The organism is Burkholderia sp. MSMB1072 (genome assembly GCF_001524725.1).
GTDB lineage: Bacteria > Pseudomonadota > Gammaproteobacteria > Burkholderiales > Burkholderiaceae > Burkholderia.
This window is the reverse complement of the sequence record NZ_LOYC01000009.1, coordinates 324,771-345,781: the sequence shown is the minus strand read 5'-3', so window position 1 is coordinate 345,781 and position 21,011 is coordinate 324,771. Positions and strand designations below refer to the sequence as shown.

Annotated in this window: 15 protein-coding genes and 1 pseudogene; 4 read left to right on the top strand and 12 right to left on the bottom strand. The window is 67.2% G+C overall.

Going from position 1 to position 21,011, the window contains the following annotated elements; all coding sequences use genetic code 11:
* Positions 1 to 226: 226 nt before the first annotated feature.
* Both WS89_RS03590 and WS89_RS03585 read right to left on the bottom strand, forming a co-directional pair.
* Entirely contained in the window at positions 227 to 1,861 is a 1,635-nt protein-coding gene (locus WS89_RS03590) for a methyl-accepting chemotaxis protein (RefSeq protein ID WP_059789518.1), read from the bottom strand.
* Between the two features lie 446 nt (positions 1,862 to 2,307).
* A complete protein-coding gene (locus WS89_RS03585; protein WP_082741773.1) occupies positions 2,308 to 4,383 on the bottom strand; it encodes a TonB-dependent receptor in 2,076 nt (691 codons plus the stop codon).
* Positions 4,384 to 4,692: 309 nt separating this feature from the next.
* Here WS89_RS03585 and WS89_RS34510 point away from each other — a divergent pair.
* Positions 4,693 to 4,932, top strand: a pseudogene (locus WS89_RS34510) (zinc-dependent alcohol dehydrogenase); the annotation flags it as partial.
* Between the two features lie 77 nt (positions 4,933 to 5,009).
* Here the strand turns inward: WS89_RS34510 and WS89_RS03575 are convergent.
* The 3 genes from WS89_RS03575 to WS89_RS03565 form a co-directional block, all read right to left on the bottom strand.
* Positions 5,010 to 6,455 carry a sialidase family protein gene (locus tag WS89_RS03575; RefSeq protein WP_059789516.1) on the bottom strand — a complete coding sequence of 482 codons (1,446 nt, stop codon included), beginning with the start codon at positions 6,453 to 6,455 and terminating at the stop codon, positions 5,010 to 5,012.
* A gap of 454 nt (positions 6,456 to 6,909) precedes the next feature.
* The gene (locus WS89_RS03570) at positions 6,910 to 7,341 is read right to left on the bottom strand and encodes a MarR family winged helix-turn-helix transcriptional regulator (RefSeq protein ID WP_059789515.1); all 432 of its coding nucleotides are present in this window, start codon (positions 7,339 to 7,341) and stop codon (positions 6,910 to 6,912) included.
* Positions 7,338 to 8,255 (bottom strand): alpha/beta hydrolase family protein, encoded by a 918-nt coding sequence (locus tag WS89_RS03565; protein ID WP_059789514.1) that lies wholly within the window; start codon positions 8,253 to 8,255, stop codon positions 7,338 to 7,340. The genes WS89_RS03570 and WS89_RS03565 overlap by 4 nt, the downstream gene beginning before the upstream one ends.
* Before the next feature lie 295 nt (positions 8,256 to 8,550).
* On the opposite strand from WS89_RS03565, the gene WS89_RS03560 reads away from it, so the two are divergent.
* Positions 8,551 to 9,519: an ABC transporter substrate-binding protein gene (locus WS89_RS03560; protein WP_059505324.1), complete on the top strand. Its 969-nt coding sequence runs from the start codon at positions 8,551 to 8,553 to the stop codon at positions 9,517 to 9,519.
* 52 nt (positions 9,520 to 9,571) lie between these two features.
* The gene (locus WS89_RS03555; protein ID WP_059789513.1) at positions 9,572 to 10,666 is read left to right on the top strand and encodes an LLM class flavin-dependent oxidoreductase; all 1,095 of its coding nucleotides are present in this window, start codon (positions 9,572 to 9,574) and stop codon (positions 10,664 to 10,666) included.
* A gap of 71 nt (positions 10,667 to 10,737) precedes the next feature.
* Here WS89_RS03555 and WS89_RS03550 read toward each other — a convergent pair whose 3' ends face one another.
* The 7 genes from WS89_RS03550 to WS89_RS03515 all read right to left on the bottom strand — a co-directional run bounded on the left by WS89_RS03550 (position 10,738) and on the right by WS89_RS03515 (position 19,023).
* The gene (locus WS89_RS03550; RefSeq protein WP_059789512.1) at positions 10,738 to 11,670 is read right to left on the bottom strand and encodes an ABC transporter substrate-binding protein; all 933 of its coding nucleotides are present in this window, start codon (positions 11,668 to 11,670) and stop codon (positions 10,738 to 10,740) included.
* Between the two features lie 34 nt (positions 11,671 to 11,704).
* Positions 11,705 to 13,504: an amino acid ABC transporter permease/ATP-binding protein gene (locus tag WS89_RS31700; protein WP_082741772.1), complete on the bottom strand. Its 1,800-nt coding sequence runs from the start codon at positions 13,502 to 13,504 to the stop codon at positions 11,705 to 11,707.
* A 60-nt stretch (positions 13,505 to 13,564) separates the two neighbouring features.
* Positions 13,565 to 14,917 (bottom strand): LLM class flavin-dependent oxidoreductase, encoded by a 1,353-nt coding sequence (locus WS89_RS03535; protein ID WP_059789511.1) that lies wholly within the window; start codon positions 14,915 to 14,917, stop codon positions 13,565 to 13,567.
* Positions 14,918 to 14,927: 10 nt separating this feature from the next.
* A complete protein-coding gene (locus WS89_RS03530; protein ID WP_059789510.1) occupies positions 14,928 to 15,977 on the bottom strand; it encodes an LLM class flavin-dependent oxidoreductase in 1,050 nt (349 codons plus the stop codon).
* Positions 15,978 to 16,030: 53 nt separating this feature from the next.
* Positions 16,031 to 16,984 (bottom strand): ABC transporter substrate-binding protein, encoded by a 954-nt coding sequence (locus WS89_RS03525; RefSeq protein ID WP_059789509.1) that lies wholly within the window; start codon positions 16,982 to 16,984, stop codon positions 16,031 to 16,033.
* A 66-nt stretch (positions 16,985 to 17,050) separates the two neighbouring features.
* Positions 17,051 to 17,611 (bottom strand): GNAT family N-acetyltransferase, encoded by a 561-nt coding sequence (locus WS89_RS03520; RefSeq protein WP_059505503.1) that lies wholly within the window; start codon positions 17,609 to 17,611, stop codon positions 17,051 to 17,053.
* A 491-nt stretch (positions 17,612 to 18,102) separates the two neighbouring features.
* Positions 18,103 to 19,023: a recombination-associated protein RdgC gene (locus WS89_RS03515; RefSeq protein ID WP_059789508.1), complete on the bottom strand. Its 921-nt coding sequence runs from the start codon at positions 19,021 to 19,023 to the stop codon at positions 18,103 to 18,105.
* A gap of 877 nt (positions 19,024 to 19,900) precedes the next feature.
* Here WS89_RS03515 and WS89_RS03510 point away from each other — a divergent pair.
* Positions 19,901 to 20,971 carry a hypothetical protein gene (locus tag WS89_RS03510; protein ID WP_059789723.1) on the top strand — a complete coding sequence of 357 codons (1,071 nt, stop codon included), beginning with the start codon at positions 19,901 to 19,903 and terminating at the stop codon, positions 20,969 to 20,971.
* The last annotated feature ends 40 nt before the right edge of the window (positions 20,972 to 21,011 follow it).

Sequence of the window (21,011 nt, the reverse complement as noted above, 5' to 3'; positions counted from 1 at the left end):
GATTCGCCGTCCGGTCGAAAAGTGCTTTTTTAGGATACTCGTCATTCGTGCGTTTTAAAAGTCCGTGTCGACGAACGGCTCGGACGAACAGGTCGCACGTATCGATGGCGCCGGTCCTGCAACCGGCGCTGCCCGGGCGGGACCGAAACTTGCGCCGCGCTGCGACGCAGTGTGTGCCGGGTCATGCGGCGCGTCGGGCGCAATGGTGCGGACGACGCGCATGCCGTTACGCGGCGGCCGGTTGCCAGTGGCGCGTGTCGGCTTCCAGTGCATGCGTGCCGGGCGATACCGCATGCGCGCCAGCCGGCATCCGGAACGCGGCGACCGTTTCGGACAACTCGCGGCCCTGCGCCTCGAGCGACTTCGATGCGGCGGCCGCCTGCTCGACGAGCGCCGCGTTCTGTTGCGTCGTCTGGTCCATCTGCGTGATCGTCAGGTTCACCTGGTCGATGCCGCGGCTCTGCTCGGCCGACGCGGCCGCGATCTCGCCCATGATGTCCGTCACGCGCGCCACGGCCTGCGTGACGTCGGACATCGTCTTGCCGGCTTCGCCCGCGAGCGCGGAGCCGTCGCGGATCGTCTGCACCGACGCGGAGATCAGCGCCTTGATTTCCTTCGCCGCCGTCGACGAGCGCTGCGCGAGACTGCGCACCTCGCTCGCGACGACCGCGAAGCCGCGACCCTGTTCGCCCGCACGGGCGGCTTCGACCGCCGCGTTGAGTGCGAGGATGTTGGTCTGGAACGCGATGCCTTCGATGATGCCGGTGATGTCGGCGATCTTCGACGAGCTGTGGCCGATCTCCGTCATCGTGTCGACCACGCGGCCGACCACCGAGCTGCCGCGTTGCGCGACGTCCGACGCATTCGCGGCGAGCGTGCTCGCCTGCTGCGCGTTTTCCGCGTTCAGGCGCACCGTGGACGTGAATTGCTCCATCGTCGCCGCGGTTTCCTGCAGTGAAGCAGCCTGTTCCTCGGTGCGCTGGCTCAAGTCGAGGTTGCCCGATGCGATCTCGCTCACCGCGTGCGCGATGCTGTTCGACGAGTCGCGTACGCGGCCGACGATGCCGGTCAGCCGCTCGTTCATCGTCCGCAGCGCATCGAGCAGGTCGCGCGTTTCGTCGTTGCCGCGCACCTCGATGCGGCTGCCGAGATCGCCGTTCGCCACCGTGCGCGCGACGTCGACGGCCGAGCCGATCGGCGCCGTGATCTTGCGCGTGAGCCACAGGCCGCCGCCGGCCGCGATCGCGACGGCGATCAGGCAGATGCCGGCCAGCAGGTTGCGCTCCCCCGTGTAGCGATCCGCGAATGCCTGCGCGATCGCGATTTCGCGTTCATGCGTATAGGTCGCGTAGGCGTCGGTCGCACGCACCAGTTGCGCGAGCAGCGGGCGGCAATTGTCGTCGATGTCGGCGATCGCGTCGTCCTTCCTGCCGGCCTGCGCGAGCCCGACGATGCGCAGCGCAACGGGCCCGTAGCGGGTTTCGATGCGCACGATCTCGGCTACCAGCTCGCGTGCGCGATCGGACGTGTCGGTCGCGTTCGCCATGAGGTCGTTGAGCTTTGCGAGATGGTCCTGCACGTCCTTGTGCGCGTGGTTCACCTCGGCCAGTTCGGCCTCGATGTCGGACGGCCGCGTGGCGAGCACGAGATTGCGCGCGGCGATCGCGCGCCGGTCGACCGCGGTGCGGATTTGTGCGGCCAGGCTGGCCCGCGCGTTGATGCCGTTCATGTAGCGTGAAAACTCGGCGTTCGTATCGGACAGTGCCTTGAGCGCCATGCCCGATACGGTCACGACCACCGCGGCCAGCAGGCCGAAGCCGCCGAGGAGTTTCGTTTTGATGCTGATTCTGACGATTTTCACGTTTCGGCCCCTGTGCGTGTGGTTGTAAATGGAATTTATCGTTCGACCAGATACGGGTTCGTGCCGGTTTTAACGGGTATTCGGGATGATTCTTTACCCTTCGAAAACCCTTACATTCATTTTTCTTGGCACTGACGGCCTTATTGGGCGGTCGTTCTTGATCTTGATCAAAAGGCTCGTGGGGTGCTTTTATTCGATGTGTTATGCGCGGAATTTGAATGTGTTTTTACTGGTGAAACAAAAAACATCTTTTTTATGATATTTGTCTGATGATTTCGTTCTGATTTGCCGACGAATAAGGGAATTTCGTTGCGGTGCGCGCGTTCGACGTGAGCGACGTAATCGAAGTAATCGGCGCGATGGATTGACGAATAAACGGAGCGGCGCGGCCGGTTCGGTTCGCGCCGGTAAAAGGCCCGCGGCGGGCGCCGCGAGCCGTACGAGGGTCAGAACGTGGTGCGCAATCCGGCCATCACGCTGCGGCCGCCTTCCGGTGCGAAACCGCGTACCACCGAAGTCGAGTAGCGGATCTCCTGGTTCGTCAGGTTGTCGCCGCGCAGGTACGCGAGCCAGTGCGTCGCGCCGACACGGAACTTGTAGGTCAGCATCACGCCGAGCGACGTGTAGCCGTCCGTCGAGAAGTCGTTGTCGGGTACGCGATGCTGCGACCAAGCGTGCGTGACCTGCGCACGCGCACCGAACGGGCCGTAACCGTAGTCGGCCGCAAGCGTCGCACGCAGCGGCGCGATGCGCGGCAGCGGCTGGCCCGTATCGACGTTGCGCGCGTGCGTGTAGTCGGCCGTCAGTTCGAGATCGACCGTATGGCCGCGCCGCGCGAATGCACGCCACTTGCCGTCCAGCTCGATGCCGTAGAACTCGGCGCGCACGCCGCGATAGATCGCCTCGTTGAGCGAGCCGTCGGTGCCGGGCGCGACGGGCTCGCCGTCGTCGTCCACCACGCGGCCGGTGTTGTACTCGGTCAGGTAGTTCGAGAAGCGGTTGTAGAACACGCCGACGCTGCCGCGGTTCGGCCCGCTCGCATAGCGCAGCGACAGGTCGGTCGACACGGCTTTTTCCTTCGACGCGTTCGGGTTGCCGATCAGGAACTGGCCGGTCGCATCGTGCGGGCCGTTCGAATACAACTCGTAGAAGGTCGGCGCGCGTTCGGTGTAGGCGACGTTCGCGGCGACCGACCATACCGGCGTCAGCGAGAACAGCGCGCCGGCCGACAGGCTGCCGGCGTTGAGATCGCGCGGCTGCGCGAGCGCGAATTTCTCGACGCCCGCCGGATCGGGATCGACCTTCACGTGCTCGAAGCGGCCGCCGAGGCTCAGCTTCAGCGCCGGGACGACCTGCCATTCCTCCAGGCCGAACAGCGCGACGCTGTTGGTGCGCGTGGACGGCACGAGCAATTCGTCGCCGAGCGCGGAAAAAGTGTTCTGGCCGAACTGCACGCCGATCGCACCTTCGAACGGGCCGATCTTGCGATGGCGCGCCTCGATGCGCGCCTCGTAGCCGCGGTTGCGGAAGGTGGTCGCCGTCTCGCCGTTGTCGACTTCCTTGTGGCGGTAGTCGGTGTACGCGAAGTCGAATTTCAGCGTCGTGAAGGGTCCGCTCAGGTTGCGCACCTCGGACGCGAGCGCGAGGCGTTCCTGGCGCATCCGCAGCCGCACGTCGCTTTCCGCGACGGAGCCGTAGTTCGATTCGTAGCCGCTGTACGACAGGCCTGCGAAACCGTCCGCCCACGTGTACGACGCGCCGACCGCACCGCCGTGCACGCGGCCGTCGCTGTTCGGCACGCTGCCTTCCGGTTGCGGCGTGTCGGGGCCGTCGATCGCGCGTTGCTGGCTGCTGCGCGCGTAGCCGGGAATCCGCAGCTTGCTCGTTTCGCGATCGAATGCATCGACGTGGAACGCGAAGCGGCCGTTGCCGCCTTCGACCTGCGCGGCACCCGCGCGCACGGAATTCGCGCCGCCGTAGCGCGCGTCGAGCGCGCCGGTCACACCCTCGATCGCTTCGCGCGGAATCCGGTTGTCGATCGTGTTGACCACGCCGCCCACCGCGTTGCCGCCGTACAGCAGCGCGGCCGGCCCGCGCACGATTTCGACGCGCTCGATCGACAGCGGATCCTGCGGCACCGCATGGTCGTACGACAGCGACGACGCGTCATACGCCGCGACGCCGTTCTGCAGCAGCCGGATCCGGTCGCCGTCCATCCCGCGGATGATCGGACGGCCGACCATCGGCCCGTAGGTGGTGGTCGACACGCCGGGCAGCCCGTTGAGCGTTTCGCCGAGCGAATCGGCCTGGCGGCGCGTCAGCGCATCGCCGGAAAGCTGGACGGTCGGTGCGATCAGTTCGGTGTCGCCGAGCGGGTTCGCGGTCACGAAGATCGGTGCGAGCGGCGCAGGTGCGGCGGCCGGCGTGCCGGACGCATCGGTCTGCGCGTGGGCGACGGCGGCGAACAGTATCAGCGACAAGGACGAGAGCGGGCGAAGCGGTAAGCGAGGGAGGTCGCGCATGGTCGGTGAATCGGTTGGAATCGGATCGGATAACGAGCCATGCGGATCATCGCTGGATACGATATATTGTTGCGTCACTGACGCGCAATGACCCGTTGGAACATGGCTCGGCGAGGCGCAGCCACCTGGGTTGGAACGGCGTCAGGCGGACGAGCACGCGAAATGATATGTTATATCATGTCAAATTCCAAGCCGAACGGCAGGATCCTGTCGGGTTTCTGTCGGATCGGCTAGGGTCGCGGCAGCAGCGGGGCGGCGTGCAACCGCCGGCGCGGGCTTTCGCGTCGACCGGCGCGAAGCCGCATCGACCGGCGCGGCGGCACGGTGGCGCTCAACGGCCCGCCTCCGGGCGATTTCCCGTTGCCGATCTTCTCGACCGTGCTGAATGGCATCACCGTACGCAGGTCGATCGTCGGCAAGCCGCGCAATCTTCAGGAGTCGCTCGATTTCGCGGCGCACGCCTGGTGCGCGCGTATCCGCCGCGACCGGCTCGCCAGCATCGACGACGTATTCGCGAAGCCGAGGGAAGGGACGGTCGACGGACGCATCGCGCCCGATGCCCTGAACAAGCGCACGGCGCCGCGCGACGCATGGCGTCGTGCGGCGCCGGAGCGGTCATCCTCGCATCACGGCGCGAAGAACACGTCGGTGCGGTTCGTCAGGTTGCCAGCGTTGGTCTGGACGAAGAACGGATGGAACGACGACGACGGGAGGACGTCGAGCCCCTGGTAGTCGCCGATGAAGAACCCTTCGGCGTTGGGCGCGAGCTTCATGTCGAACGGGCCGCCGACGCGCCGCTCGTCGGCGAACGTGGCGCCGCCGTCGTGCGAGATCTTGCGCCAGAAGCCGGTCGGCAGCGTCGTCGTGTTGCCGGCCTGCAGGTCGCGGAAGTCGTAGTACGTGACCATCACCGCGCCCGTGTTGTCGACGCGCACCGACGGATTGAACGCGGGGCGCCCGGTCGGCGTGTTCACCTGTAGCGGCGCACTCCATGTCGCGCCGCCATTCTTCGACGTCGATATCGCGATCTCGTCGTACGTGCCGCCGTTGAAGCGGCTGTCTTGCCACACGACGTAGAGTTGTCCCGATGCCGGGTCGATCGCCGGCTCCGGAATGATGTCGCCGGTGCGCACGGGTTCGCCGGTGTTCGGATCCGTGACGCCGACCGTCTGCAGTCCCGCGATCACCTGCGGCTTGGTCCACGTCGCGCCGTCGTCGGTCGACTTGATGAACGCGACCTTGCCGGCCGCCTTGCTGAACGGCGGCTGGATCAGGTCGAAGAAATCGTAGAGCGTGCCGCTCTTCGGATCGACGACGATCTGGTTGCCGATCGTCTGCTGACGCGAAGGAACGTCGACGATGACCTTCGCGGCGCTCCACGTCTTGCCGCCGTCGGTCGTCTTCGAGAACAGCGTCGGCCCGCGGAACGCCTGCGTGTGCAGGTTCGCGTACGGGTTGCCGTTCGGCAGTTCGAGGCGGTCCCATACCGCGTACGCGGTGCCGGCCTTCACCGGGTTGGCGGTCACCGATTCCTTGTCGTTGAAGAATTGCGTCGTCGGTTCATCGTTCGCGATCAGCACGGCAGGGCTGCTCCACGTCTGTCCGCCGTCGGTCGAGACCGATGCGCCGACCGCATTGCTGTTGTTCGACTGATTGAACGAGATCGACACCGAATACGCGGTGCCGTCCGGCCCGAACGATACCCATGGATCGGATGCGCGCTCGTACTTCAGTCCGCCCGGCGCGCATGCGCTGAACGGCTGCGGCGTGCGCGCCCAGGTTGCGCCGGCATCGAACGAGTAGCCGGCGACGAGCCCGTGGGCGCCGCCGTTCGACCAGCGGTCCTGCTGCCACACGCCGATCATGTTGTTCGGGTTCGCGGGGTTGACCGCGAGCCACGGTTCGACTTCAGCATTCACGTAGTTGACGCCCGGGCCGCCGATGGTGCACGCGGCGAACGGGCTCGGGCCGGACACGACGGTGGGCTCGGCGTGCGCCGCGGCAGCGGCGGCCAGCGCCATCGCGGCGGACAGGCGGGTGACAAGCGGATGGGACACGATCATGCGTCGCATGGACGACTCCTCGATGAGGTGCGGATGCGCTGGCGGGGCACGACGAGGCGACCCGATCCGGGGCGCGGCCGATCATGCCGCGCACGTCGTTACGGGTCGTTCAGCATGCCGCTTCGGTCATCGCCATCCGCGTGCGCTGGATGCCGCCAGCGCTTCGGTTAAGACTCCTCTTCATTTTCATTGCTTGTCGGGTGTGCCTGCGATGTCGACCCGACGGGAAAGCCGGTCAGAGCATGCGACGAATGTGTCGAAGTGGATTGCAATGTAGGCGATTCGAATGCGGCGCGACAGGCGGTTTTTTGTAACAGAGCGTAGCCGGAAAGCGTTGCCGGAAGCCGGCGCGGGCACGCAAGATTTGCCGCTGCGCCGGCATGAAAATCGAATCGAAAACGCGAATCGCAATCGCTTGCGATTGCGGCCGGCGCGAGCCGGTTGCGAGCGCGCGATGCGCTGCTCAGCGCTCGGCCGGAAACCGCTCCTGCAACGCGTGCAGCCAGCGCGCGACGACATCGAGTTCGTCGTCGGAAAACCCGTCGCACAGCTTGCCGTTGAGTTCGCGCAGCAGCACGCGCGCGCGCTTGAGTGCCGCGTGGCCTTCGTCGGTCAGGTACAGCCGCGTCGCGCGGCCGTCGTCCGAATCGGCATGACGCGTAATGAGGCCGGCTTTCGCCATCCGGTCGGCGAGCCCCGTCATCGCGGACGGCGCGAGCTGCAATGCGGCGCCGACTTCGCCGATCAGCGCGCCGGCCTGCTTCGCGAGGCAGAACAGCACGCCGGCCTGCGCGGCGCTCGCGCGCGTCTCGGTTTCGGCCTTGCGATCGATCCAGCGCTGCACGCGCCGCTGGCCGATGTTCAACATGAAAAACAGGCGTCGGTCTTCGCTCAAGCTGGGTTCCCGGCTGCGATGGAAAGGGAGGGGCGGCCCGCGGCGCGAGGCGTGTCGAGCGCCTGCGCGAGCCAGTCGGCGACGTCGGGCCACAGCACGGCGCCGGGCCGGCTGCGAAAGAAGCCCATGTGCCCGACCGGGCCGCTGCCTGCCGCGCGCGGATCGATCTGGCGGCGTTCGACCTTCGCGCGGGTCAGATAGCTTACCAGCAGGCCGATCGCGGCAGGGTTCGCCCACGGATCGTCGTCGAAGCCGAGCGCGAGGATCGGCAACTGCTGCTTCGAGAAGCGCTCGGCCGCGCCGAGTGTCGGATCGTCGAAGAAGTAGTGCGGCAGCGTCGTCCAGCGGCTCCATTCGCGAAACACGCCGGCCGGCAGATCCTCGCCGAGCCCGAGCCGCTTGCCGGGCACGTAGCCGAGCAGCGCGGACATCAGCGGCCCGAGCACGCGCAGGATCAGCCGCACCTTCAGGCGTTCGGCCGCCTGCGCGATCAGCCGCGTGCTGCCCGCATGCGCGGCGACCAGCACGGCGGCGCGCAGATGGGGCGTCGCGCCGGACAGCCCGATCGCGTGGCCGCCGACGCTATGGCCGACCGCGAGCAGCGGCAGCCCTTCATGCGTGTGCCGGGCCCACGCGGTCGCGGCGCCCACGTCGAGCTCCATCCAGTCGCGCATGCGGGCCTGCAGCGCGCCCAGACGCGCAGGCCGCGAGGCGCCGATGCCGCGATAGTCGTAGGTCAGCGCCGCGAAACCGCGTTCGGTCAGAAAGCGCGCGAAGCCCGCATACAGCCGCTCGGGCACGGCCGTGGCCGGATGGATCAGGACCAGCGCACGCGGCGTCGCGGCCGGCGACCACAGCGTGCCGTGCAGGACATAGCCGTCGGCGGCGGAAAATTCGATGGGGTGGGAGGTCATGGTCGTCCTCGCTCGGGGCAGTTATTTCGTATGCGAACTATAGTCCGCGATTTATTTCGTGCGCGAAATATTTATCGAGGAATCGTTCGAACTCCGTAGTCCGGCGGCCGGCGGCGAGCGCCGCGCAAGTGCGCGCGCTTCATAAAATATTTGCATCTTTGTATAGAAGAATATTGCGCTTGTGTCATGAAGTGGATCGACGTATCTTCACCGGTTCCATCCGTTCCGCCGGCCGTCGCGCAGGCGGAAAGAGGGCGCGCCGTCGCGCGGCCGTCCGCCAACCTTCCGGGAGATCATGTTGCTGAGCCGAATCGTCACGGCGCTCATGCTGGCGCTTGCCGCGCAGCCGGGCATCGCCAAGGACACCGTCACGCTGCGCGTCGGTGAACAGAACTACTTCAACATCCAGGCATCGATGGAAGCGTCCGGCGTGCTGAAGGACCTGCCTTACGCGATCGAATGGAAACATTTCCAGGCCGCCGCGCCGGTCGCCGAAAGCCTGAACGGCAACGCGATCGACATCGGCTTCCTCGGCGATTCCGCGCTGCTCACGCTGGCCGCGCGCGGCGCGCCGGTCAAGGTCGTCGCGGTGTCGCGGCAGAGCCTCGACGGCGTCGCGATCCTAGTGCCGAAGCATTCGCCGGTGCGCACCGTCGCCGACCTGCAGGGCAAGACCATCGCGGTATGGCGCGGCGCCTGGAGCCAGCAGCTCGTGCTGCGCGCGCTCGAACACGCGGGCCTGCGCGCCGATTCGGTGAAGTACGCGTACCTGATGCCGATCGACGCCACCAATGCGCTCGCGAACGGTTCGGTCGATGCGGTATCGCTGTGGGAGCCGTTCGTCAGCACGCTCGCGTTGCGGCAGGGCGCGCGGCCCGTGACGACCGCACAGGGGCTGATGCCGGCGCTGAGCTTCGTCGCCGCGAACGAGCAGGCCGCCTCGGGCAAGCGTGCCGAGATCACCGATTTCCTGCGGCGCGTGGTGGCCGCGCGCCAGTGGGTCGACAGCCATCCGCGCGAGTACGCGGACCTGTGGGCGAAGCGCGCGAAGCTCGAGCCCGACGTCGCGTATCGCTGGCTCGGCAACGCCAAACAACGCGTCGGCCCGGTAGACGAAGCGGCCGCCAAAGATGCGCAGAACACGGCCGACTTCCTGCACAAGGCCGGCGTGATTCCCGCCGCGTACGACACGTCGAAGCTGCTCGACCGCTCGTATGCGGGCGCGTTCGCCGTGCCTGCGCAAAAGACGGCCGCCGCACAATGACCGTGCGGCACGCTTCACGATTTCCAATCGATATATCCAAGGACATCCCGACATGCCAGTCGACATCATCGGCATGATCACCGCGACACCCGGCGCGGAGGTCGACGTACCGGGCGGCGCGGCTGTGCAGCCCGACTACGTGCGCCGCTTCGCGCAGGCGCACGAGGCCGCCGGCTTCGACCAGATTCTGGTCGGCCATTTCAGCAACGCGGCGGACGGCTTCATCGTCGCGTCGTTCGCGGCGGCTGCGACCGAACGCATCCGCCTGCTGCTCGCGCACCGGCCGGGCGTGATCGTGCCGTCGGCCGCCGCGCGGCAGATAGCGACGCTCGACGTGTTCAGCGGCGGAAGGCTGGCGCTGAACGTGGTGTCCGGCGGCGACGATGCGGACTTGCAGCGCGACGGCGACTTCGTGCCGCACGATGCTCGCTATCGCCGCACCCGCGAATATCTCGACGTGCTGAAACGGATCTGGCTGGCCGATGCGCCGGTAGACCACGACGGCGCGTTTTATCGGCTGCGCGGCGCGTCGCCGGTCGTGAAGGGCGCGCAGCGGCCGCATGTGCCGATCTATTTCGGCGGCTCGTCGCCGGCCGCGCTCGCGGTCGCGGGCGAACACGCGGATGTTTACATGACGTGGGGCGAACCGCTCGACGCGGTGCGCGAGCAGATCGCCCGCGTGCGGGCCGCGGCCGCGCCGTTCGGGCGGGCGCCGCGCATCAGCGTGTCGTTCCGGCCGATCGTCGCCGATACCGAGGCGGCCGCGTGGGAGAAGGCCGAGGCGATTCGCGAGCGCGTGCGCGCGGCGCGGCTCGCGAACGGCCAGCCGATCGCCGGCCATGCGCCGCAGAATGCCGGCTCGCAGCGGCTGATGGCGGCCGCCGCGCAGGGCGACGTGCTCGACGAGCGCCTGTGGATGGGCGTCGCGAACCTGACCGGCGCGCGCTGGAACTCGACCGCGCTGGTCGGCACGCCCGAGCAGGTCGCGCGGGCGCTGGGGGCGTATTACCGGCTCGGCGTATCGACGTTCCTGATCCGCGGTTTCGATCCGCTCGACGATGCGCTGGCCTACGGGCGCGACCTGATCCCGGCGATTCATGCGCATATCGCGGAACTCGACCGATATCGGGCCGCGGTGCCGGCGTAGACGAGCCTGCCCGCGAGTCGCGTGCCCCCGGCATCGCCGTCACGGCATGCCGGGGCGCTTGCATGGCGCGTTCAGAACGACGGCAGCCCCGGCGGATTGGTCTCCGCCCGCGCGATCGCCTCGCTCTGCAAACCCCAGCGCGCGAGCGCCTGCCCGTAGCGGCCGTTTCCGATCAGCGCATTGGTCGCGAGCGTCAGCGCGGGCGCGAGCCCGCTGCCGCGACGCGTCGCGATCGCGACGTCCGCATTCGCCGGCCAGCCGGCATTGACGACGCCAACGCGGCGGATCTTGCCGCTGCGCGCGGCCTCGTACGCGAGTGACGCGTTCGGGTTCAGCTCCGCGTCCGCACGGCCCGACAGCAGCGCGACGCGCGCCGTCGCGTCGTCGTCGAAATAGAGCAGCTCGGCCGGCTTGAGCCCCTGCGCGACGTTGCGCTTGCTCCATTCGAGCAGGATGCGCTCCTGGCTCGTGCCGGCGCCGGTGATGATACGCAGGCCGGCGACGTCCTTCGGTTCCGTGATCTTCGCGATCGGGCTGGCGGTGCGCACGTAGAAGCCGCGCAGCCCGAGCCGATAGGTCGTGAAATCGTATTTCTCCTTGCGCTTCTCGGTCACGCCGACGTTCGAGATCACCGCGTCGTACTTGCCGGACGTCAGCCCGAGCGGCCAGTCGGCCCATGCGATCGGCACCAGCACGAGCGTACGGCCGAGCGCGTCGGCAACGAGCTGCGCATAGTCGGGATCGGCGCCGACCACGGTGCGCGCGTCGGTCGCATAGGTCGATACGGGCGGCGCATGCGGCGAAATCGCGACCGTGAACGCGCCGTCGCGCACCCAGCGGTAGCCGCTTGCCGCGCGAATGGCCGCGTCGTCGGGGCCGGCGCGCACGCGGCCGGCCTGGCGCGGGTCGAGGTCGGCCGTCGCGGCGGCTGCGCGAGCCGCACGCCACGGCAGGCCCGATGCCGCGACCAGCGCGGCCGTGACGAACTGGCGTCGATCGGTCATCGTGCGGCACCTTGCGAGTCGGAAGCGGCGCGCATCACAGCACCCGCGACAGGAACGCGCGCGTGCGCGCATGTGCCGGTGCATCGAGCACGACAGCAGGCGGGCCGGCCTCGACGATGCGCCCGCGTTCCATGAACAGCACGTTGTCCGCCACTTCGCGTGCGAAGCCGATCTCGTGCGTGACGATCACGAGCGTCGTACCCGAGCGCGCGAGTTCCTTGATTACGTCGAGCACTTCGTTGACGAGTTCCGGATCGAGCGCCGACGTCGGTTCGTCGAACAGCAGCACCTTCGGCCGTAATGCGAGCGCCCGCGCGATCGCGACGCGTTGCTGCTGCCCGCCGGACAACTGGCGCGGGTATGCATCGGCCTTATCCGCGAGGCCGACCCGCGCGAGCAGCGTGCGCGCGGCGCGCTCGGCCGCATCGCGCGCCATGCCGGCGACGGCGACCGGCGCTTCGACCAGGTTCTCGAGCACCGTCAGGTGCGGGAACAGGTTGAAGTTCTGGAACACCATGCCGACGGCCGTGCGCCGCTTCAGCACGTCGCGTTCGTTCAATTCGTGCAGCACGTCGCCGTCGCGGCGATAGCCGATCAATTCACCATCGATGTCGATGAACCCATCGTCGACGCGTTCGAGATGGTTGATCGTACGCAGCAGCGTCGACTTGCCGGAGCCGGACGGCCCGACGATCACGGTCACGCTGCCGCGCGGCGCGACGAACGACACGTTGTCGAGCACGCGTTGCATGCCGAACTGTTTCGACACGCCATGCACGGCCACTTCGCCGCCGGTGCGCGACACGGCGGCCGCGGCATCGGCATGCGTGCCGGCATCGCTTCGTGCACTGGCGCTCGATGCCGCGCGGCGCGACGCGACGCGTCGCCACAGCCCGCCGATGCGCGCAAGCGCGAACGTGACCACGGACGGCGGCGGATTGCGCAACGCGCCGCGCGCATAGTGCCGCTCGACCTGCACCTGGATCGCGGACAGCACGGTCAGGATGATCAGATACCAGACGGTCGCGACCATCAGCAGCGGAATCACTTCGAGGTTGCGGCGATAGATCACCTGCACCGTATAGAACAACTCCGGCATCGCGAGCACGTACACCATCGACGTGCCTTTCGCGAGCGTGATCAGGTCGTTGAACGCGGTCGGCAGGATCGCGCGCATCGCCTGCGGCAGCACGATCCGCGACGTTTGCCGGCCGCGCGGCAGCCCGAGCGCGGCGGCGGCTTCGAGTTGCCCCTGGTCGACCGCGAGAATGCCGCCGCGAATCACTTCCGCGGAAAACGCCGCATGGTTCAGCGTGAGGCCGAGCACGGCCGCGAGGAACGGGCTGACGAGATCTGTGGTCGGCGTGTCGAACCACACGATGTCGGTGAACGGTACCCCGAGCCGCACATGCTCGTACAGGTAGCCGAGGTTGTTCAGGATCAGCAGCAGCACGATCAGCGGAATCGAGCGGAACAGCCACACGAAGGTCCACGCGCTGGCGGACAGCAGGCGAGAACGCGACAGCCGGGCCAACGCGACGAACGCGCCGAGCACGAAGCCGAACACCGCGCCGAGCAGCGTCAGCATCAGCGTGCGCGCGAGCCCCGACAGCACCGGCGGCGACAGGAACCATTCGGCGAACACCGGCCAGCCCCATTGCGGGTTGCCGAGGATCGAATGCAGCGTGATCGCGATCAGCACGAGCGCGAGCACGGTGCCGGCCGTGCGCGACCGGTGGCGCGCGGGTACGATCCGCAAACCCGCGCCGGGCGCTCGGGCACCGGGGGAAGAGAGCGGCGGCAGCGCGCCGCCGAGATGGGTCGTGTCGCTCATGTCGTTTGAATCCTCGAATGGATGATCGGCGGGCGCCCCGCGCACGGGCGGCGTACGGCGTCAGGCGTGCGCTTCGGCGGCCGTTTCCCGTGCGGCGCCGGGCGTCGCGTAGCGGCTCGCCTTGCGCGGCAGGCCGAGGTGATCGCGCAGCGTGACGCCGGGCAGGTCGCGGCTGTAGCGGCCGCGCGCCTCGAGCACCGGAATCACGAGTTCGACGAAATCGTCGATGCCCTGCGCCTGTACCGGAAAACCGAGGATGAAACCGTCGCCGGCGCCGGCGTCGTGCCAGCGGATCAACTCGTCGGCGACGTGCTCGGCCGTGCCGATGAAGTTCGGGCGCGGCGTCGCGACCGCAAGCGCGGTTTCGCGCAGCGACAGGCCTTTTTGTTTCGCATCGGCCTTGATCCGGTCGGTGGTCGAGCGAAAGCTGTTGCGGCCGAGCTCGCCGAGTTCCGGGAACGGCGCGTCGAGCGCGTACTGCGTGAAATCGTGGTGATCGAAATAGCGGCCGAGGTACGCGAGCGCCTCGTCGATCGTCAGCAGGTCGCGGATCGCCTGGTATTTGTCCTCCGCTTCGGCGGCCGTGCGGCCGACGATCGGCCCGACGCCGGGGAAGATCTTCACGTCGCCGGCTTGCCGCCCATGCTCGATCGCGCTCCGTTTCACGCGCTGCGTGAACGCGGCCGTCTCCTCGATCGACGGCGAATGCGTGAATACTGCATCCGCGTATTTGCCCGCGAGGCCGATCCCGGTGTCGGACGAGCCGGCCTGGAAGATCACGGGTTGCCCCTGCGGCGAGCGCTGGATGTTCAGCGGGCCCGCGACCTGGAAGAAGCGGCCGCGGTGATCGAGCGTATGGAGCTTGTCGCGATCGAAGAAGCGGCCGGTCGCGCGGTCGCGCACGAATGCATCGTCGTCCCAACTGTCCCACAGGCCCTGCACGACCTCGAGGTATTCGTCGGCGATCTCGTAGCGCAGTTCGTGATCCGGGTGCGTCTTGCCGAAATTCTTCGCGGTGCCTTCGAGTGGCGTCGTCACGACGTTCCAGCCCGCGCGCCCGCCGCTGATCGCGTCGAGCGACGCGAGTTGGCGCGCGACCGTGAACGGCTCGCTGTACGACGTCGAGATCGTGCCGGCGAGCCCGATCTTCTTCGTCGCGACCGCGAGCGCGGACAGCACGGTCAGCGGCTCGAAGCGGTTCAGGAAGTGCGGGATCGACTTCTCGTTGATGTAGAGGCCGTCCGCGACGAACGCGAACGCGATGCCGGCGGCCTCCGCCTTGCGCGCGACGCCGATCGCGAAGTCGAGGTTGATGCTCGCGTCGGGCGGGTTGCTCGGATGCCGCCACGCGTTCATGTGGCTGCCTGCGCCTTGCAGCATCAGGCCGAAGGGGATCGATCGTCGGGTCGTCATGATGGGAGCGTCACGCGTTCTGGTCGGGGGAAAGGGAACGGTCGGCCGCGAGGGCCGCCTGCAACGGCGTGGTCGACAGCGCGCCGCCGAGCCATTCGGCCGACGCGAGCCGTGCCGCGTAGTCGGACACCGGCGAATCGATCACGAACGCATCGACGTCGAGGCGCCGGCTCAGCGCGTCGAGCGCGCGGTGCACGCGGTCGGGCGTATCGGCCAGCACCGTCGGTCGCAGCTCGTCGATCCGGTAGTCGGACGCGCCGCTTTGCCGCGCGAATTCGGCGGCCGCCTGCGCGCTGGCGAGGTTGAAGCTCTGGCCGCCCGCGAACTGCAGCTTGAAGATCTTCAGCGGCCCGATCAGTCGCTCGGCCTCGTCGCGCGTCGGGGCGGCGACGGCGTACAGCGCGACGAGCGGCTTCTGGCCGCCCGCGCTGCGGTATGCGTCGAGCGAGCGTTCGAGATTCGCGTCGTCGCCGTTGAAATGGCCCGCGTAGCAGAAGCGCCAGCCGTTGCGCGCGGCGAGCGCGCCGCTGTCCGGCGAGCCGCCGAGCAGGATCCGTTCGGGCAACTGCGGCGGCACCGGCATCGCGACCGCGCCGGCGAGCGGATGATCTTCGGCCACGCCCCAGCCCAGAAACGCCTCGAGCTCCGCGAACTGCCCCGCGAAGTCGGGCTTGCGCGCCTTGTCGTGGAACCACTGCAGCGCGCGTGTGGTCAGCGGCAGCCCGCCGGGCGCCTTGCCGATGCCGAGATCGACGCGACCCGGCGCGAGCGCGGCCAGCAGCTTGAACGTCTCGGCCACCTTGAACGGGCTGTAGTGCTGCAGCATCACGCCGCCCGAGCCGACGCGGATGCGCGACGTGCGCGCGAGCAGATGCGCGACGACGATCTCCGGCGCCGAGCTCGCGAAGCCCGGCGTGCCGTGATGTTCGGCGACCCAGAAGCGCGCGTAGCCGAGCTGTTCGGCGCGTTGCGCGAGCGCCGTGGTGAAGCGCAGCGCGTCGGCGGCGTTCGCGCCGTCGGCGATCGGACTCTTGTCCAGCAACGAAAGCGAATAAGACATGGTGAGCGGCGTTCCTGCGTGAGCGTGGATGGACGGTTGCGGGCGTACGGCACTCAGCTCTTCGGCAGCCCGGGCGGATTCGTGCGCGACTGGTCGATCGCTTCGGACGCGAGGTTCCACCGGTCGAGCACCTGCCGGTAGCGGCCGCTCTTGATCAGCCCGTTCAGCGCGACGGTCAGCGGCTCGGCGAGACCGCTGCCGCGGCGCGTGGCGATCGCGATGTCGGCCGTGCGCGGCCAGCCGCCGCTGATCGCGCCGACGAGCCGCGTCTTGCCTTGCTGCGCGCTTTGATATGCGAGCACCGAGTTCACGCTGAACACCGCGTCCGCCCGGCCCGACTGCACGGCGACGATGCGCATCGCCTGGTCGTCGTAGTACTGGATCTGCACGGGTTTGAGCCCGTGCGCGATGTTCTCGCGGTCCCACGCGAGCAGGATCTTTTCCTGGTTGGTGCCGGCATCGGTCACGATGCGCAGCCCGGCGACGTCCTTAGGCTCGCGGATCGCCTGGATCTTGCTGTCGTTGCGCACGTAGAAGCCGACCTGATCCTTGCGATAGGTTGAAAAATCGAACTTCTGCTTGCGTTCCTCGGTGACGGTCACGTTCGAGATCACCGCGTCGACTTTCCCCGATTCGAGCGCCAGCGGCCAGTCGGCCCAGGCGAGCGCGACGATCTTCAGCTTGCGGCCGAGGCTGTCGGCGACGAGCTGGCCGATGTCGGCGTCGAAGCCGACCACCGTGCGTGCGTCGGTCGCATACGAGCTGATCGGCGGCAGGCTCGGCGCGATGCCGATCGTCAGCGTGCCGGGTTCGGCGAACCTGAACGACGCAGGCACCGCGCGCTCGACCGCCGCATCGGCTGCGCCGCGCGGGCGGCCGCGCTGCTCGGGGCTCAGGTCGAACGTCGCGGCGGACGCGGCCGCGACGGCGACGAAGGCGCTCAGGCCGATCAGCGCGGTGGCCAGCGTACGCACGGCACGGAATGAAAGCGGTACGGCTCGATGCATGAAAACGTCCTGTCGTGAAAGCGTGGAAAGCGGAACGGGCAACGTGAAAGGCGGGACGCCGTGCGCTCAGCGCGGCAGCACCGGTTCGGGCACGGGCGCCCAGAGGTCGGCCAGCGTCGACGTACGCGACGGATCGACGAGGTCCTTGCCGAAGCGCAGATGGAAATACGCTTCGGGATCGATCGACGAGTCGAATAGCCGCGTATAGCCGGTGCGGTCGTACAGCGCCCACGCTTCGGGCTGGCGAAAGCCGGTCGTCAGATAGAGGCGGCGGTAGCCCTGCTGGACGGCGCGCAGTTCGAGCGCTTCGACGACGAGTCGCGCGAGGCCCTGGCGGCGCAGATCGGTGCGCGTCCAGATGCGTTTCAGTTCGGCGGTCTGCGCGTCGTAGCGCTTGAACGCGCCGCCGCCGATCGTTTCGCCGTCGCGTAGCAGCAGCACGAACGCGCCGTCGGGCGGCGCGAACAGTTCGGCCGGGTAGCGCGCGAGCTCGTCGCGGGCCGACGCGCGGCTGTCGGGACGGTACGCGTCGTAACGGGTCGAATACTCGTCGATCAGCGCGTCGATCAGCGGTTGCGCGCGGACGTCGAGCGGCGTCGTGTCGATGATGCGGTCGTTCGTGGCCATGGGCATCGCGAATGGCGCGCGATGCGGACGTTCCTGGCCCGGGTGCGGGCACGCGACCCGTGCGGTCCGTTCCGTTATCGCGACGCAGTTGTCGTGATGGCGGCGGCTGTCGTGCTTCGTGCGAGGCATCCCGGCGCGCCGCCGTGTTTCGAACACGTTAGCGGCGCGGCCGGCAAAGGCGAACGAAGCAATTTCGATAAGGATTTCGCGGGAGGCGGAAGAAGGCTTGCAGCGGGAGTGGGGTGGGGCGAACGGGGGTGGCCGGCGCCGTGCCCGTTCGACGTGTGGGCGACGCAGACGAGCGCCGCGGACCGGCGGCGTGTCGTCGTTTCGATGGCCTGCCGGTCGCGCCGATTCGGGGCGGGTTGTTCAGGATCGCGCGCGCCCGACCGCGATTCGCCGCCGCCAGGGTGGCGACGGTTCTCCTCCAATCGTCGCGTCGGCGCGAAGCCCCACCGTCGCGGGGCGACGATCCTCGACGACGACGGCGTTCAGGCTGCTTCCTGACGAGTCGCGTCCTGCCGCTCGCCGCCCAGGCTATCGACGAGACTCGCCAGCATCCGCGCCAGCTCACCCGTCATCAGCGCGACATCCGAGTCGAAGCGTTCGTCGTCGTTCTGCGCGGTCGGATCCGCCACCTCCTTGATCACGTCGAGCGGCGTGACGCGCTTGATCGTCAGCGACGGGGTCAGCACGAACGAGATCCGGTCATCCCAGGTCATCGCGAGGCGCATGCATTGCTTGCCGGCTTCGATGTGCCGGCGCATGTCGTTCGCTTCCAGCGCGTGGCCGACGTATCGCACCGTGGCGCCGCCTTCGCCGCTCGAGCGCAACTCGGCGTCCTGGTCCACGGTGAATCCGCCCGGCGCGTCGCCGGACAACAGCCAGTCCGTCATCGCGGCGACCGGCGAACGCGCCACCTGCACGCCCGCGAGCGGCAACGCGTCGATCGATTTGACGAGCAGGCTGCGAACGTCGTCGGCGAGCGCCTGGGCAGCCGCATCGATGACGAGCCAGCCGTTCGCCGTGTCGATCCACACGCGGGTATCGCGGCGAATGCTGAACGCGCGCGGCAGCAGTTCGTCGGTAACCTGTTCCTTGAGTTCGCGCAGTTGTTTGCGGCCAACCTTGAAGCCCTGCTGCTCTTCGACTTCGAGCGCACGCGCCTTGGTCACCTGATTGACGACCGACGCCGGGAGCAGCTTCTTTTCGGAGCGGAACAGCAGCAGCATCTGCCGGTTGATCGAATACACGAGCGCGCCGTCGTCACGCGGCGATGCCCAGCCGACGCGCTGCATTTCGACGCTGCTGCCCGGCTGGAACGCGTGAGGCGCCAGCCATTTTTCCATCTGATCGGGGGTAACGGCCCAGGGTGCCGGAAGACGGTGAAGCTGAAGGTTCTTGAACCACATAGGCGTACGGGCAAAGCGCGTCATTCTATCTGACGGGGATGGTCAGTGGCCGGAGCGGCAGCTGGGTTAGCCGATGACAGCGCCCGACTCGTACCTGGACGCGGTCACTGGACGGGATGCCAAAGCTCAAAGGCCGGTGCGCCCGTTGGCGTGATCAACGGAGTCAGGGGCTACGCGTCTCGCTCTTTGCGTTTCAACTTCCGCCAGGATTCGCTGGCCTACCGCGCCGCAAAAGCGCAGAGCGGTAGAGCGACCTTGAATACGTAACGTGACCGTGCGTGAAAGGAATATTTCTTTTTGTGACGCGTTTATGGCGTCCCAAGGTATGCAGATCGCGGGAAGTCGCAAGTTCAGGGGAAAGCCGGGTCGTAGCCATAAGTGTTGAGGATAGAGTTCAACGGCCACGGCAAATCTTGTCCATTTTGATCGGCACGAAACCCAGCGATAGGAGCCATTGGAGACTTGCCTTCCGTTCGGGGCATTCCGGCTTGCCGCATATCGCTCAAGCTCCTTCCAGCCGGACAGCCAGCGTATAGCCTCGATCCCGGAACCATAGAAAACGATCGCGACGATGACGAATCGGACGATATCGAGCATATTCCGTGGAGTCAGGGTGCACGCCCTATGAATCGCTGCGTCAGGCCAAAGACTCGCTAGGGCGAGGGGACATCTTTCTTACCGGGAATTCCCGGCCCCATGTGACCGTTCGCTTTGCGGATCAAGGATACCAAAGCTTGATGGCGCCGAAGAACCGTAACCGATCGGCATTCGGCATCGCAGCGGAATCGGGCTGTAACCGGCGAGAAAGAGAGAATCGACGGTTGCATCAAGATTGATGACAATGGAAACCATTCCAACAAGAGGGGAAAAAACAATGATGATTTCCGGCGACGGCCTGACCAGCCCTGCACGGCTCCTGCGACTCGCGTCATGGGTAATCGCGATCGCCTTCGCGGTCTTTCTGAACATGCTCGGCAGCCTCGTGATCCGGGACATGGCGTTCGCTCCGAGTGGGGGGCCGCCGGTCGTCGAGCAATTCGCCGATGCTCCGGCAAAGGCGCGGCTCGACGCGGCGCGGCGCCATCTGCTGGCGCAGCGCGACGCACTTGCCGAGAAGGTCGACACGATGGAAGTGGCGCGCGGCCGAGCCGCGAAGGAATACACGGCCGAGAAGGAAAGTTTCCGCAACTGGCTGGCAACCCGCGCAGTGACGGGAGACGGTGCGAGAGATCCGGACATTCTGGCGAGAACGCGCAAGCTCGATACGCTCCAGGCCGTGGTGGTCAACTGGCAGCATCAGATCGATGCGATCGGCGACCAGCAACGGGCACTGACGTCGCAGCAAAATCAAGTCGACACGCAAATCGCCGAAGCGGACGCAGCAGCCGAACGGCGCTTCGACGAAGCAACGCGGCACTACGAAATGCAGGTGTTCGGGCTGCGGCTAGCGCTGACGTTACCGATCCTGCTGGTTGCGATCTGGCTGTTCATCCGCTACCGCAAGGCGCGCTACTGGCCGTTCGTGTACGGTTTCGGCCTGTTTGCGCTGAGTGCGTTTTTCATTGAACTGGTGCCGTACTTGCCGAATTTCGGCGGCTATGTCCGGGTTCTGGTCGGCATCGTGCTCACGGTATTCGCCGGTCTTTACATGATGAAGGCGTTTCAGCGCTATGCCGAACGCAAGCGGCTCGAATTGCAGCAGGATCAGGGCGAACGCGCACGCACGATCGGATACGAAAAAGCCGTCCGGTCACTCGAAAAAAAGCGCTGCCCGTCGTGCGACAAACAGTGGAATCTCGGCGGCGACGATTCCACGTTCTGCGTACATTGCGGCTTGAGACTTTTCAATCGTTGCGGCGAATGCGGTGGCCGGAATTTCTTCTTTTTCCCGCATTGCCATCAATGCGGCGTTGCGCAGGGAAATGAGTCGCCGGTGTCGTCCGACTGACAATCGGCGCGTACGCACCGGCGTCGACTTGCGACGGTCG

Excerpts from the sequence above, each read along its gene's own strand:
- WS89_RS03585 (WP_082741773.1), bottom strand. The coding sequence starts at position 4,383 with ATGCGCGACCTCCCTCGCTTACCGCTTCGCCCGCTCTCGTCCTTGTCG.
- WS89_RS03575 (WP_059789516.1), bottom strand. The coding sequence starts at position 6,455 with ATGCGACGCATGATCGTGTCCCATCCGCTTGTCACCCGCCTGTCCGCC.
- WS89_RS03565 (WP_059789514.1), bottom strand. The coding sequence starts at position 8,255 with ATGACCTCCCACCCCATCGAATTTTCCGCCGCCGACGGCTATGTCCTG.
- WS89_RS03560 (WP_059505324.1), top strand. The coding sequence starts at position 8,551 with ATGTTGCTGAGCCGAATCGTCACGGCGCTCATGCTGGCGCTTGCCGCG.
- WS89_RS03555 (WP_059789513.1), top strand. The coding sequence starts at position 9,572 with ATGCCAGTCGACATCATCGGCATGATCACCGCGACACCCGGCGCGGAG.
- WS89_RS03550 (WP_059789512.1), bottom strand. The coding sequence starts at position 11,670 with ATGACCGATCGACGCCAGTTCGTCACGGCCGCGCTGGTCGCGGCATCG.
- WS89_RS31700 (WP_082741772.1), bottom strand. The coding sequence starts at position 13,504 with ATGAGCGACACGACCCATCTCGGCGGCGCGCTGCCGCCGCTCTCTTCC.
- WS89_RS03535 (WP_059789511.1), bottom strand. The coding sequence starts at position 14,917 with ATGACGACCCGACGATCGATCCCCTTCGGCCTGATGCTGCAAGGCGCA.
- WS89_RS03530 (WP_059789510.1), bottom strand. The coding sequence starts at position 15,977 with ATGTCTTATTCGCTTTCGTTGCTGGACAAGAGTCCGATCGCCGACGGC.
- WS89_RS03525 (WP_059789509.1), bottom strand. The coding sequence starts at position 16,984 with ATGCATCGAGCCGTACCGCTTTCATTCCGTGCCGTGCGTACGCTGGCC.
- WS89_RS03520 (WP_059505503.1), bottom strand. The coding sequence starts at position 17,611 with ATGGCCACGAACGACCGCATCATCGACACGACGCCGCTCGACGTCCGC.
- WS89_RS03515 (WP_059789508.1), bottom strand. The coding sequence starts at position 19,023 with ATGTGGTTCAAGAACCTTCAGCTTCACCGTCTTCCGGCACCCTGGGCC.
- WS89_RS03510 (WP_059789723.1), top strand. The coding sequence starts at position 19,901 with ATGATTTCCGGCGACGGCCTGACCAGCCCTGCACGGCTCCTGCGACTC.